The organism is Paenibacillus xanthanilyticus, assembly GCF_042682185.1.
Taxonomy (GTDB): Bacteria; Bacillota; Bacilli; order Paenibacillales; family Paenibacillaceae; genus Paenibacillus_Z; species Paenibacillus_Z xanthanilyticus.
Genome location: NZ_JBHUHA010000002.1, coordinates 2,683,768 through 2,697,341, shown reverse-complemented (window position 1 = coordinate 2,697,341; position 13,574 = coordinate 2,683,768). Strand labels below are relative to the sequence as shown.

Genomic DNA, 13,574 nt, shown 5'->3' with positions numbered 1-13,574 from the left:
TGTCTTGACCGCTCCGCGCGCGTAAAATCCATGCCCGACATTGGAGGATTCCATTGTCATCCGGCGGGCAAGCGCCTATACTTGTTCTATTTTAACCCGACGGTTGTAACGGAGGTGTTCCGCACTTGTTGAAGCTCATGCGTTATTTGAAGCCCTACTGGCTCACGGCGCTGCTGGCGCCGCTATTCATGCTGCTCGAAGTCATCATGGACCTGCTCCAGCCGCGGCTGATGGCCAGCATCGTGAACGACGGCGTGACCGCCGGCAACCTGGATCATATCGTCCGGACCGGCCTCGTCATGCTCGGCGTGGCGCTCGTGGGCTTAATCGGGGGCGTCGGCTGCACGGTATTCTCCACGCAGGCGTCGCAGCGGTTCGGCACCGATCTGCGGCTGGCGTTGTTCGCGAAGGTTCAATCGCTCTCGGCCCCGTCGCTCGACCGTTTCGGCGCGGGCTCGCTCGTCACCCGGCTTACCGGCGATATCGCGCAGCTGCAGCAAATGGTGCTGCTGACGCTGCGCATCGTGGCGCGATGCTTGTTCCTGGCGGTCGGCAGCATCATCATGGCCGTGCTCATCAGCCCGAAGCTGTCGCTCATTCTGCTGGCGATGATCCCGGTGCTGGTGGTCTTCCTGGTCGTCATGACGAAGCTGACCGTGCCGATGTACGGCGCGGTGCAGGAGAAGCTCGACGGCGTGAATGCGGTGCTGCAGGAGAACCTCTCCGGCATTCGCGTCGTGAAGGCGTTCGTGCGGGGCGACTACGAGGAGCGGCGCTTCGGCGAGGCCAATGGCCGGTTCCTGGAGGCAAGCTTGAAGGCGGCCCGCGTCGCGGCGCTCAACGGCCCGCTCATGTCGGTCATTCTGAACTTCAGCATCGTCGTCGCGCTCTGGTACGGCGGCGGCTTGACCGAGAAAGGACTGCTCGAGGTCGGAAGCTTGGCCGCCTTCCTCGCCTACGTCACGGAGCTGCTGTTCGCGATCGTCGGGCTTGGCGGCCAGCTGATGATGATCGCGCGGGCGAAGGCGTCGGCCGAGCGGATCGCCGAGCTGCTCGACGCCCGGTCGGACAAGGCGGTGGATGAGCGGATGACCGCGCTTGTTGACGGTCGTGCCGGTCTAGCTGTCCATGCGGGCCAGCCGAGGGCTTCGGACATCGGTGTCCACGCGCGGCGCGGATCGCTGGAGTTTCGGCGGGTCGGCTTCTCTTATAGCGGGGCATCGGGACCGCGCGTGCTGGCGGATATCGATTTCCGGGCCGAGCCGGGCGCGACGATTGGCATCGTCGGCGTCAACGGCGCGGGCAAATCGACGCTGGTCAGCCTCATTCCGCGTCTGTACGAGGCGACCGAAGGACAAATTCTGATCGATGGCACGGACATCCGGGAGCTGACGCCGGAACAGCTTCACCGAGAAGTCGGCGTCGTGCTGCAGCAGGCGCTGCTGTTCACCGGCACGATCCGCGATAATATCCGGTACGGCAAGCCGGACGCCTCGGAAGAAGAGATGATCGCCGCCGCGCAGGCGGCGCAGGCGCACGACTTCATCGCGGCGCTGCCGGAGGGCTACGACACGGAGCTCGGCCAGCGCGGGGTGAATTTATCCGGCGGGCAGAAGCAGCGAATCTCGATCGCGCGCTCGCTGCTCGCGAAGCCGCGCATTCTCATTCTCGACGACTGCACGAGCGCCGTCGACCTGAACACCGATCGCCGCATCCGGCAGTCGCTGCAGACGCTGATGAAGGAGACGACCTGTCTCATCATCGGGCAGCGGATCGCGTCGCTCGAACATGCGGACCGGATTCTCGTGCTCGAAGAAGGACGCATTACCGCAAGCGGCACCCACGAGGAGCTGCTGCGCCGAAGCCGTCTGTACCGGGACATCGCCGCGTCCCAGCAAGGAGCGTGACTTATGGCAACCGCGACGACAACCAAATCGAATCCCGCCACCCTGCGCAGGCTTGGCGGTTATCTGCTGCGCCAGCCGCTGCGGCTGTACGGCGTCATGGCGGCGACGCTCGCGTCCGCCGGCTTGACGCTGGCGGCCCCCTATCTGCTCGGCCGGGCGCTTGACCGCTATATTATCGCGCGTCAGTTCGACGGCTTCCTGTCGGTCTGCCTGCTGCTGCTCGCCGCATATGCCTTGAGCAGCTTCGTGAACTGGCTGCAGGCGTATTGGCTGGCCGACGTCGCCCAGCGGACCGTCTGGCAGCTGCGGACGGACTTGTTCCGCCATCTGCAGCGGCTGCCGGTGCCGTTCTTCGCCCGGCGGACGCACGGGGAGCTCATGAGCCGCACGACGAACGACGTCGAGAACGTGGCCAATACGCTGAACCAGACGCTCGTGCAGCTGTTATCCAGCGTCATCATGCTGATCGGCTCGTTCGCCATGATGGTGGCGCTTAATGGCTGGCTGACGCTTACGGCGCTCGTGACCGTGCCGGTCATTCTCTTCGTCTCGAAGCGGATCGGCGCGGTGACCAAGCGGCAGTTTCGGGCGCAGCAGGAGCAGCTGGGCGCGCTGAACAGCTTTATTGAAGAGAACGTGTCGGGGCAGAAGGTCGTGACGCTGTTCCACCAGGAGCAGCGCGCGCTGGCTCGCTTCGGCGAGATGAACGGCCGCCTGATGAAGGCGGGCACGACGGCCCAAATTTACTCCGGCCTTATGGGACCGGTCATGAACATGGTCGGCCACTTCAGCTATCTGCTCATCGCCGCGGTCGGCGGCTGGCTCACGCTGCACGGCGAGGCGACCGTCGGGGTGACCATCAGCTTCATCGGCTATTCGGAGCAGTTCGGCCGGCCGCTGCGGGACTTGGCCAATCAGTTCAATCTGATACAATCCGGCGTGGCCGGCGCGGAGCGCGCGTTCGACATCATCGATACCCCTTCCGAGTACGAGGACGGCGCATCTCGGAAGCCAGGGCCGCTCGCCGGCCGCGTCGAATTCCGCGACGTCGCCTTCGCGTACTCGCCGGATAAGCCGATTTTGAGGGACGTCACGTTCACCGCGCAGCCAGGCCAGACGATCGCGCTGGTCGGGCCGACGGGCGCGGGCAAGACGACGATCGTCAATCTGCTCGGCCGGTTCTTCGACATTACGGGCGGCCGCATCCTCATCGACGGCATGCCGATCGACGAGCTGGACCGGGACGCGCTTCGGCGGCAGATCGGCATCGTCCTGCAGGATGCGCACCTGTTCTCCGGCACGATCCGGGAGAATATCCGCTACGGCCGCCTGGAGGCATCGGACGAGGAGATCGAAGCGGCGGCCGAAAAGGCGCATGCGCATGCGTTCATCGCCCAGCTGCCGCGCGGCTACGATACGGTGCTGACGCCGGAGGGCGGCAACGTGAGCCACGGCCAGCGGCAGCTGATCACGATCGCGCGGGCGATTCTGGCCGATCCGGCGCTGCTCATCCTCGACGAGGCGACGAGCAGCGTCGACACGCTCGCCGAGCTGCGCATTCAGGAGGCGATGAAGACGCTGCTCAAGGGCCGCACCAGCTTCATCATCGCCCATCGGCTCAGCACGATCCGCGGCGCGGATTGCATTCTGGTCATCCAGGACGGCCGTATCGTCGAGCGCGGCACGCACGAGGAGCTGCTGACGCTTGGCGGTCTGTACCATGAGCTGCACGGCCGGCAGTTCGAGACGGTGAGCAGCTAGTTCATCGTCTCCCTCCCCTCCGCCGAGGGGGCCAATGCTGTCAGGTTAGGGCTCCGCCCCTTTGACCCGAGTTTTATTGCTCCCTCCCCCCGCCTCCTCCGCCGAGGAGGCTCCAAAGGGCTTTGCCCAAGCGTATGCTTCCGAAGTGCGTTTTCCTTAGAAAACGCTCAGGACTCCCTATTTCGTGCTGGCGAGTTTGGTCGCGGTTGGCGGGGCGATTAGAGATTGGCACGCTTTTGTCCTAGCGGACAAAGCTTCAGTTGGTGTTGAAGTCCGTCCTAAGACACAAGCCTTATCAACTATAGCCATAAGTGGTTTCAGTGGAGGTTTTTCCTTAACCTGACAGCGTTGCCCTCCGCTGAGGGGAACAAAGGGCTGAGTGCATGCTTCCGAAGCCGTTTTCTTCCGAAAAACGTTGCCCTCTGGACTCCCTTTTCGTGCTGACTCGTTTGTTCGCTATCGGCGGGTTGCTTCGAGCTGGCACGCTTTTGTCCTCGCGGACAAACAAAGCTTCATGCGTGGACGCAATCCCTCTTGGACGAGGGACACCGAGCGCTGTACGCATGCTTCCGCAAGCAACGGCGCAAAAGCCGCTCCTTCCCCATCCGGCGATGGCGAAGGAGCGGCTTATTTGTTTTCCATACGAGGCCGCTGGCATTACGGCACCGCAGTCGTTTACATATTGTCGTTCTAACCGTCTCGCGTTAGTTTTTGCGCCAGACCAGCTTGCGCGGGTCTACGCCGCCTTCGGCGGATGGGCTGGCGTGAAGGCCGGCCGCGATCTGCTCCCAGCCGACGAGCTTGAAGTTCTGGTTCAGCTTCTTGCCGCCTTGCATATTGCGGTCGTCTTGGGAGACGAACAGGCCGTACGGATAGGCGCTGCCGAGGCCGAAGCCGACGACGTCGATGCCGTCTGTCTCGGTCGTGCCGTCGGCCGTCTCGCCATCTGCGATCGTGAAGCGCGAGAGGAACGGGTTGTTGCCTTGGCGGTCGTAGATGGCATAGCTGTTGCTGCCTTGGCTCGAGGCGATCAGATAACCGGTGCCGCCTTGGCCATAGTAGAGAGTCAGTCCCTCGATATCGTCCTGCACGCGTCGGCCGTCGGCGATGTCGACCGTCGCGAGCGGCTTCTTCGACCCGGACGGTTCGGCATCGTACTTCCAGATCGCGTAATCCTCTTCCGCGATATACAGCGTGCCGTACTCGTCGTCGGCGACGATGCCCTCGGACTGCGTCGCCAGCTGGAAGCTGCGTACGAGCTTGCCGACGATTTTGCCTTTGCCGTTGTCGCTGAGCAGGTATTGCTCGAATTCGCCATCCTTGCCGAGCGCGATCGCGTAGAATTTGCCGGTCTTGATGCTGTGATACAGGCTGAAGCCGTACACTTCGCCCATCGCCGACTTGATTGGCGCGGCCGTGACGGACTTCAGCGCGCCGCTCTTGCCGTCGATGGTGAAGACGTCGATCGTATTGCTCGTCCGGTTCGTGGCCGCGACGATGTCGACCTTCTTGCCGCCTAGCGGGAAGTTATAGCGGAGATCGATGTTGTTCATTTTGCCCAGCTTGTACGATTGGAGCTGCTTGCCCGAGAGGTCGTACACGAGGACGCCACCCGCTTTGTTCGTGGCGATCAGCTTGCTTTTGGCCGGATCCGCGGGATCGACCCAGATGGCTGGATCGTCCGCCGCGTCGTCGCCGTCGGCGACCGCGGACGTCTCGCCCTGCGCCTTGACGGAGAAGGCCGGAATCGGCTGGCCGTCGTATTTGGCATTGGCCGCTTCAATGCGGGCCCATAGCGATTCCGGCACGTGGATAATCCCCCGGGCGGCTTGGATCGGCTGCGCGAGCTTGCCATCTTTGCCGGCCAGGCGGTATTCCTTCTCGCCCAGCGTCACGATGCCGGCGATGCCGTTTTTCAATTTGAACAGGATGGCCTTGTCCTCTTCTTCCCACTGCACGGCGGCCCCGATTGCGGCCAGCTTCTCCCGCAGCGGCACGAGCTCTTCGGCTGCGGCTGGCGTGGCGGCGATCGCGCTGCCCGTCGGCAGCAGCAGCGAAGCGGCGAGAATGGCGGATGCGAATTTGTTCATGGTCTAATATCCCCCTTATTGGCATAACTGGATGCACCAAGCTTAGGGATGAAATGTATGCGCGATATTAAGCGAATATAGAGATGTTGTGAAGACAAGATGAGTTTCGATTTGTTTCGACAGATGACACGGGACGTTTGGCCTGATATACGGTTCCCACCCTACCCGAAATTAGGTACAATGGGTGAAAAGTCATTGTGGCGAAGGACGAAGTGGCATGAAGGTTTCGGAAATTGCATTGTTTCAAGGACTGTCGAACGTTGAGCTGTCCAAGCTGCTCGGCCGGCTGGCCAAAAGGCGCCTGCACGCCGGGGAGGCGCTGTTCGAGCAGGGCGACTTCGGCGAGAGCATGTTCATCATCGAGCATGGCGAAGCGCAGCTCTATTCCCAGGTCGGGGACACGCGCCAGCCGCTGGCCGTCCTCGGGCAGGGCGACAGTCTGGGCGAGATGGCGCTGCTTACCGGCGAGGCCCGCTCGGCGACGGTGGTGGCGATCAGCGAGATGGCGCTGTACGAGATCGACCGGGAGACATTCGACCGTCTGATCGCCGAGCACCCTTCGATCTCCGCGTACTTCATCCGCATGCTCTCGCGCAGGCTGACGGCGACGAACGGACAGCTGCACGATACGCTGCAGACGAAGAGCGAATGGGTGCTGCAGGAGCTGGAGGAGCTGCCGGAGCCGCTTGACCGGATCGTGCTGTGGCTCTCGGAGCTGCCGGCGGCGTCGTCGGCGCTCATCGATGCTGCGTTCCATTGCCGAATGGACGAGGAATACGCCAAGCACCCGGCCTTTGCGAAGCTGGCCTTCCACGATGCCGACGAATCAGCCGGAGGCGCGGGCCGGTACCGGATCCAACCGGCGTTCAAGAAGGAGCTGTCCGACCGGGGCTTGCAGCGCTTCGGCGAGGAAGGCAAGCGGGAATGGCGCGAAGAAGCGGCGCGCTTCTATCGCGCGCGCAAGCAGTGGGTGGAGCTGGCCGAACTGTATGCGGACGCCGGCGATTGGCCGGAGGCGCTGGAGGCGGCCGAACAGGCGGTCGCCTCCCTAGAGCCGGATGCCGGTTCGCTGCTGTTGTTCGAGGCGCTCCGCGTCTGCCCGCCGGTTCTGATGGGCGAATATCCGTCGGTGCTGGAGCGATGGCTGACGGCGTCCAAGGCGTTCGATCCCGAAGCGGGGCTGCGCATGCTGGAGGATGTAACCGCTTGCTGGCTGGACCAGGGCGAGATCGAGCGGCTTCCGCGTCTCTATGAGCGCGGAGCCGACCTTTGCCGTCAATTGGGAGACAATGAGCGGGCGATGACGTATCTTCGAATGGCCGAGGCCGCTGCTGATCCGCACGACCGGACATCGGCGCGCGGTTACGAGCTCACCCGGCAGGAACTCGCTGGAAGACGCAGCCGGGAGAAGGCCGAGCGGGCGCGACGTCTTGCAGGCGGCCCTTGGGCCGGCTGGGTCAGCGCGATCGCGGCGGCGCTGTGCGTGCTGTTGTTCGTTTATTTGCCGCCGGTGGGCGAATTGTCGCGGCACGGGATGATTTTCATCGGAGTCGGCATCGCCGCCGTGCTGCTCTGGATCGTGAACATCGTACCCGATTATATCGTGGCGCTCGGCATGGTGCTGCTCTGGGTGCTCGGCGGGCTGGTCGAGCCCGAGCAGGCGCTCTCCGGCTTCGCGTCGCCGACGTGGCTGTACATGATTTTCATCATGGCGCTGAGCGCGGCCATCACGCGATCCGGCATCCTGTACCGGTTCTCGCTGCACGCGCTCAAACGCTTCCCGCCGCATTACCGGGGCCAGCTCTGGGGGATCGTCGCGGGCGGCATCGTGCTCACCCCCCTCATCCCCTCCTCCTCGGCGAAGGTATCGCTCGGCGTCCCGATCGCCCGGACGCTGTCGGAGTCGATGGGATTTCGCGACCGCAGCGGCGGCGCGGCCGGACTCGGGCTGACGGCGATGATCTTCTACGGATTCACTGCGCCCTTCCTGCTGACCGGCTCGTACACGAACGCGATGGCGTACGGACTCGTGCCGGATGCGCCGGGCGTGTCATGGCTGTCGTGGGCGCTGTACGCGCTGCCGGGATTCGTCGTGTTCGCGGCGGTAATGCTCGGCGCGCTCGGCTTCATGTTCCGCGGCACGACGGCGGCGCGGCCGATCGAGGCGGGCGTGTTGGACGAGCAGCTGCGCCTGCTCGGACCGCTGACGAAGGCGGAGCGGGTGTCGCTGCTGACCGTCGCCGGCTGCATTGCGCTCATGATGCTCCAGCCGCTCCACGGCATCGACGGCACCTGGATACTCATGGGCGGGTTCGCGGTGTTGGTACTATCCGGCACGCTGGACCGGAACGCCGTGCTGACGGGCATCGACTGGCCGTTCCTGCTGTTCCTCGGCGTTGCGTTCAGCTTCGCCAACGCCGCCGAAGCGCTCGGCATCTCGGCCGCCCTATCGGACTACCTGGGCGCGCATATGGAGGTGTTCGTCGCTTCGCCGACGCTGTTCCTCTGCGCGGTCATCGCGTTATCGTTCCTGGTGACGCTGGTCGTGCGCGACGATCCGGCGGTCATCCTGCTCGTCACGGCGCTGATCCCGCTGGCGGAGAAGGCCGGCGTCGATCCGTGGATCGCCGTCTTCATCATTCTGCTGTCGACCGACCCGTTCTTCTTCACCTATCAGTCGCCGACGTATCTGACTGCCTACTACAGCTCGGAGGAAAGGGCATTCAGCCATCGGCAAGGCCAGCTTGTGGCGCTGTTCTATGCGGCGGCGGTCGTGCTGGTCGCGGTGCTCAGCGTGCCGTACTGGCGGTGGATCGGACTTATTCATCCTTCTTAATGCGGTTCCCGCCCTTCTCGACCGTCTGCGACAATCGCGGGGGCTCGATCTTATCCGCCGATGTATGTCATAATACGATAGAGTATATATAAAGGAGACCTGCACCATGAACCAAACGAGAATCATCATTGACTGCGATACAGGGATCGACGACGCGTTGGCGATTTTGTACGCGCTGCGCGCGCCGAACGTATATATTGAAGGCATCACGACCGTGTTCGGCAATACGCCGGTCGAACAAGCGGCGGATAACACGCTGCGCCTGCTGGCGCTGGCGAACCCCGGCTACGACATCCCGGTAGCGCTCGGCGCGACGCGCGCGCTCGTGCGGGAGCCGGGCACGTTCGCGCCCCACGTGCACGGCGAGAACGGCATCGGCAACGCGGTGCTTCCGCCGTCGCCCCAGACGCCGATCGACGAGCCCGCGGCGGATTTCATCGTCCGCAAGGCGAACGAACTGCCGGGCGAGATTGTGCTCGTGACGCTCGGACGGTTGACGAACGTAGCCCACGCGCTGGAGAAAGATCCGGAGCTGACTCGGAAGCTGAAGAAAGTCGTCGTCATGGGCGGCAGCGTCCTCGTGCCGGGCAACATCACGCCGGTCGCGGAAGCGAACATCTGGGGCGATCCGGAAGCGGCCGATCAGGTGTTCACCTCCGGTCTGCCGGTGACGATGGTCGGCTTGGACGTCACGCTGAAGACCCGCATCACGGAAGAGCATCTGAAGTACTTGAACCGCTTCGGCCGCGAAGAGAATAAGCCGCTTATCGCGTTCATGGAGCAGTCGCTGACGTATTACTTCAACTTCTACCGCGACGTGAACTATTACCTGGGCAGCGCGCCGATGCACGATCCGCTCGCCCTCCTCGTGGCGCTGCAGCCGGACATGGTGACCTACCGCCGGATGAAAGTGCGCGTCGAGACCCAAAGCCCGCTGACGCTCGGCATGGTCGTCGCCGATCTGCGTTCGCAGCCGATGGTCGGCTCGGAGATCGAGGTGGCGATCGACGTCGATCCGGAGCGCGCGGTGGGCGCGTTCTTGAGCGTCTTCATGTAATTCATCCAAGAAAGAAGGCCGAACAGCGCTGCGCGCTGTTCGGCCTTTTCTGCTTGCGGGTTAGAGGGTTGGCTTGGCGACTAGCGTCTTGTGCGTACGCTGAACCTGGGCTGAGCGCGGGCTGAAAGTTCGTCCCCATGCCCCTGATGAACAAAAAAACGCCCCGGCGTCAGCCGGGAACGTTTTCTCTCCAGCCTGTGCCGGGTTCGACGGCGTTGCGTCCGCTCCGCTTGGCGCGGTACAGCGCATCGTCGGCTTGGCGGAGCAGCGCGTCCAGCGTGTCGTGGGGCGCGTGGCTCACGGCCACGCCGAAGCTCGCCGTCAAGGGGAGCGACAGCCGCGCAAGCGGAAGCGGATGGCTCGCGATCGCGCGGCGGAGCTGTTCGGCCAGCAGCATCGCTTCGTTCATGTCCATGTCCGGCAGGCAGAGCACGAACTCTTCCCCGCCGTAGCGTCCGAACTGGTCGACCGAGCGCAGATGCGGCAGACAGTGGGCCACGACGTGCCGGAGCGCCTGGTCCCCTGCTTCGTGGCCGTGCTCGTCGTTGACGGATTTGAAGTGATCGATATCGAACAGCACGATGGCGCATGGCTTCCCGGCGAGAATCGATTTGGCCAGGAGCTCCTCCGCGCACCGCATGAAATACGCGCGGTTGGCGATTTGCGTCAGTCCGTCGACGGTGGCCAAATGACGCAGCTCGTCGTGCAGCCGGACGGATTCGGTCACGTCGACGAACACGATCGCCTTGCCGCCCAGCTGCTTCCTGGACCGCATGACCGGCCAGGCGTGCGCCTTGTACCAGCCGACCGTGCCATCCGCGTGCGTCCACCGCAAATCCCGTTCCTCTTCGTCCAGCGCCTCGAGCGACGGGATCAGCTCGGCGACGGACGGCGCGAGCGCAAGCTCCCGCAGCGTCCGGCCGATGGACGACTGGCCGAGCGGTGGAATCAGCTTCAGCGCGGCGCCGTTATAGTCCGCGACGCGGCCGGTCGGGTCGAGCACGAGCACGGCGTCGCGCATGCTCTCGAAGACCGCCGCCCGGGCGACCGGCGCGACCGTCAGCAGCCCCGACGTGACAATCGACCAGATATACAGGCCGTTCACCACGCACAGCGTGACCGGCACGAGATCCATGCCGTACGGCGTAAGGCCCATTAAATAGAGGAACGACGTCAACATCGGAATGTATAGGTTCGCGATCAGAATCGCCATCTGCAGCCGGTACGCGGACCGGGCGCCCCGCCACTGGCGGATGAGCAGAATGCCCCCGAACAGCAGACAGCCGAATGTATAACTGCCGTTAACGATATACCAAGGACCGATCTCGATGTCCAGGAATAGCGACGTTTCGCCCGGTCGGATATAGATATCGGCATAGAACAGATGATGGTACTCGTTCGTCAGCACCAATAGCAGCGTGATGACGGGAATGGCGAACATGAGCGTCAAGTTGCGCCGCGTCACGAACCGGTCCAACCCGATGTACTGCATGACCATGACGAGGCAGCAAGGCGCGAGGAACGGCATGCCGAAAAACTCCGCGTATGTCCACCGCAGCGCTTCCTCGTACGTCGTACTGGCGAGCTCCAGGGCGAAGCTGAACGTATAGATGGCGGAGAAGATCGAGATCCACAGGAAGGTTTTGATCCCGGAGAAGGTCGACTTGAGCGTATAGGCGTAAATCCCGAGCAGCACGCTGAGCACGCCGGACACGCAAATAATCACGATATAGTTATGGACGGCGTCGCTCATTCGGGTACATACCTTTCCATCGCGAACAAAATGTCGGAATTTGTTGAGCACATACCTGAATCGTAACATAGATCGAAAGCGGGCGGGAAGTGTTTTCGGCCTCGCCACGGCAAGAGCCTCCGGTTCCCCGTCAAGGGACGATCCGGAGGCTCAACGGCTCAGCACGTCATACGGTCTTGCGGGCAGCCGGCGGCACGCCATCCGACAATGATTGCACGATCCTACCCTTCGCCAAGCGGAATGCGGTATTGCGAAAGCTCCTCGACGATATGCTCGCCGCCCTGGTACACCCATTTGAAGCGGAAAACGGTGCCTTCATAACCGGTCCGCTTGCGGATGTCCGGCACGATGACCGTGTCCATATTGTCGAGGATCGTCTGCTGCATGGTGAACAGGCGCTGCTCGTTGGCGGCGCTTTGCAGCACGGCGGCGTCCTCCGGAAGCGTCTGCATATAGTACGCCTTGGCGATTTCGTCGTCGCTCAGCTCCTCGGGCAGCGGGTGCCCGGAGCCGCGGAACACTTCGCGCACGGTCTGAAGCCAGTCGCGGTATAAGTCGATGGTGATGTCGTACATGGGAAGATCCTCCTTCAGTCGAAATATGCTGACTCTATTATAAGGGAACGCGACGAGAGGCGAAATAACCCGCTTCCGAGCATAGGTAGAAGGTGTTCGGGGAAAGGATAAAGTAAAAGGGTGGGAAAAATCGCCATGCGTACAAAATCGTTCATCCTTGTACGATGTGTATTTGCACCCGACTACACCGTTCTACTCCCGATCGGAAATCGCATGAGCCGAAGGCGAAAGTTCGAGGCTTGGCAGCATGAACGCCAAAGGAAGTGGTGACAGCTGGAAAACTACCGGAACCTGGAAAATGAGCATCGACGGTACAAAGCCCATATCAGCATCGCGGGCACCACCCAGTTCCATTTGCGCAATCCTTACGTGATCGCCTGGTGGTCGGCGGCGTTTCCCGGCTTCGGCCACCTCCTGCTAAGCAAGTATTTGCGTGGACTGGTGCTGTTTATTTGGGAGGTCATTGTAAACAATCAGGCTCACATTAATCTGGCGATGGTGTATTCCTTCTCGGGGCAGATCCAAATGGCCAAGGACTCGCTAGACACAAGATGGATGCTGATGTATTTGCCCGTATTTCTCTTCGGAATTTGGGACAGCTATCGGACCTGTCTGGATATGAACAAGGTGTATTTGCTATCCGAACGGGAGAACGCGCCTTTCAATTCTTTCGTCATCGGCGCGCTCGAGATCAATTATTTGGACAAGCGCAAGCCGGCGATGTCCGTCTTCTGGTCGGCGGTCATGCCGGGACTCGGACAGCTGCATATCCATCGATTGTTAACGGCCTTCTTCGCCATGGTTTGGACGATCGTCTTTCTGTATTGCTCAAAGGCACTTATGGCGATTCAACTTCTATTTACGGGCGATATCGCCGCCTCGACGGCCGTTCTGGATCGACAGTGGATGCTGTACATGCCTTCCATGTGGGGATTTGCCATCTATGATTCTTACGTGAACACGGTGGAGAATAACAAACTGTACGGCAACGAACAGCGCTCCTATTTAATCAAGCATTTTCAGCGTCCTGGCTGCAAAGCGAAAAAGGGACGGATTGCGGGGGATTACGATTTATCAGGTGTACGCCACGTTTGAACATTCCGCCAACCTGGAACTGGCGATTAGCTCCTTGGAGAAGAACGGCGTCGGCAGGACCGATATTTTCGCCGTTCCGCTGACGAACCGCAAACTCGAGCGCAAATTATTCGATACGATCCACCATGCGGACGGGGTCTCGCTCATCAGCACCGGGGCGGCCTTGGCCACCGCCTTCTCGGTCATTGGCGCGAGCGTCGGATTTCGATTGGCATGGGGGCCGATTTATTGGGGATTGATCGGGGCTGGGGGCGGGTTCCTCTGCGGATTCTTAATCGACTTCTTCTATTACAAGGTCGTCAAGAAGCGGCAGCGGCTGCTCCGGGGCAAGAACTCGGAAGTCATTCTGATCGTGGAGTGCGAGGATGGTCTGTGCGACACGGTCGAGCGCATTCTATGGCATCATTTTGCGCTTGGGACGGCGAGGGTCGAGATCTGAAGTCAAAGGCGCAAAAACAGGGCCGCCCAATCTAGGCAGCCCTGCAATGAAGCGATGAACC

The 13,574-nt window shown here is 62.0% G+C and carries 9 protein-coding genes; 6 read left to right on the top strand and 3 right to left on the bottom strand.

Going from position 1 to position 13,574, the window contains the following annotated elements:
- The first annotated feature begins 125 nt into the window (after window positions 1–125).
- The gene (locus tag ACFSKT_RS29295; RefSeq protein WP_377719287.1) at window positions 126–1,907 is read left to right on the top strand and encodes an ABC transporter ATP-binding protein; all 1,782 of its coding nucleotides are present in this window, start codon (window positions 126–128) and stop codon (window positions 1,905–1,907) included.
- A gap of 3 nt (window positions 1,908–1,910) precedes the next feature.
- Window positions 1,911–3,668: an ABC transporter ATP-binding protein gene (locus ACFSKT_RS29290; RefSeq protein WP_377719286.1), complete on the top strand. Its 1,758-nt coding sequence runs from the start codon at window positions 1,911–1,913 to the stop codon at window positions 3,666–3,668.
- A 704-nt stretch (window positions 3,669–4,372) separates the two neighbouring features.
- Here ACFSKT_RS29290 and ACFSKT_RS29285 read toward each other — a convergent pair.
- A complete protein-coding gene (locus ACFSKT_RS29285) occupies window positions 4,373–5,758 on the bottom strand; it encodes a phytase (RefSeq protein WP_377719285.1) in 1,386 nt (461 codons plus the stop codon).
- Between the two features lie 217 nt (window positions 5,759–5,975).
- Here ACFSKT_RS29285 and ACFSKT_RS29280 point away from each other — a divergent pair, with 217 nt between their 5' ends.
- Together ACFSKT_RS29280 and ACFSKT_RS29275 are read left to right on the top strand one after the other, a co-directional pair.
- Window positions 5,976–8,594 (top strand): SLC13 family permease, encoded by a 2,619-nt coding sequence (locus tag ACFSKT_RS29280; protein WP_377719284.1) that lies wholly within the window; start codon window positions 5,976–5,978, stop codon window positions 8,592–8,594.
- 106 nt (window positions 8,595–8,700) lie between these two features.
- Window positions 8,701–9,651, top strand: a complete 951-nt coding sequence (locus tag ACFSKT_RS29275; protein ID WP_377776377.1) for a nucleoside hydrolase — start codon at window positions 8,701–8,703, stop codon at window positions 9,649–9,651.
- A gap of 169 nt (window positions 9,652–9,820) precedes the next feature.
- Here the strand turns inward: ACFSKT_RS29275 and ACFSKT_RS29270 are convergent, their stop codons facing one another.
- Both ACFSKT_RS29270 and ACFSKT_RS29265 read right to left on the bottom strand, forming a co-directional pair.
- Window positions 9,821–11,404: a histidine kinase N-terminal 7TM domain-containing diguanylate cyclase gene (locus tag ACFSKT_RS29270; protein ID WP_377719282.1), complete on the bottom strand. Its 1,584-nt coding sequence runs from the start codon at window positions 11,402–11,404 to the stop codon at window positions 9,821–9,823.
- Window positions 11,405–11,625: 221 nt separating this feature from the next.
- Window positions 11,626–11,979 carry a hypothetical protein gene (locus tag ACFSKT_RS29265; protein WP_377719281.1) on the bottom strand — a complete coding sequence of 118 codons (354 nt, stop codon included), beginning with the start codon at window positions 11,977–11,979 and terminating at the stop codon, window positions 11,626–11,628.
- Window positions 11,980–12,252: 273 nt separating this feature from the next.
- Here ACFSKT_RS29265 and ACFSKT_RS29260 point away from each other — a divergent pair, with 273 nt between their 5' ends.
- Complete coding sequence (locus tag ACFSKT_RS29260; protein ID WP_377719423.1) at window positions 12,253–13,074, top strand: hypothetical protein; 822 nt, start codon at window positions 12,253–12,255, stop codon at window positions 13,072–13,074.
- Window positions 13,049–13,513: a hypothetical protein gene (locus tag ACFSKT_RS29255; protein ID WP_377719422.1), complete on the top strand. Its 465-nt coding sequence runs from the start codon at window positions 13,049–13,051 to the stop codon at window positions 13,511–13,513. The genes ACFSKT_RS29260 and ACFSKT_RS29255 overlap by 26 nt, the downstream gene beginning before the upstream one ends.
- The last annotated feature ends 61 nt before the right edge of the window (window positions 13,514–13,574 follow it).

Bases quoted from the DNA above. Each gene is read 5' to 3' on its own strand.
- ACFSKT_RS29270 (WP_377719282.1), bottom strand. From the start codon at position 11,404: ATGAGCGACGCCGTCCATAACTATATCGTGATTATTTGCGTGTCCGGC.
- ACFSKT_RS29280 (WP_377719284.1), top strand. From the start codon at position 5,976: ATGAAGGTTTCGGAAATTGCATTGTTTCAAGGACTGTCGAACGTTGAG.
- ACFSKT_RS29290 (WP_377719286.1), top strand. From the start codon at position 1,911: ATGGCAACCGCGACGACAACCAAATCGAATCCCGCCACCCTGCGCAGG.
- ACFSKT_RS29265 (WP_377719281.1), bottom strand. From the start codon at position 11,979: ATGTACGACATCACCATCGACTTATACCGCGACTGGCTTCAGACCGTG.
- ACFSKT_RS29285 (WP_377719285.1), bottom strand. From the start codon at position 5,758: ATGAACAAATTCGCATCCGCCATTCTCGCCGCTTCGCTGCTGCTGCCG.
- ACFSKT_RS29275 (WP_377776377.1), top strand. From the start codon at position 8,701: ATGAACCAAACGAGAATCATCATTGACTGCGATACAGGGATCGACGAC.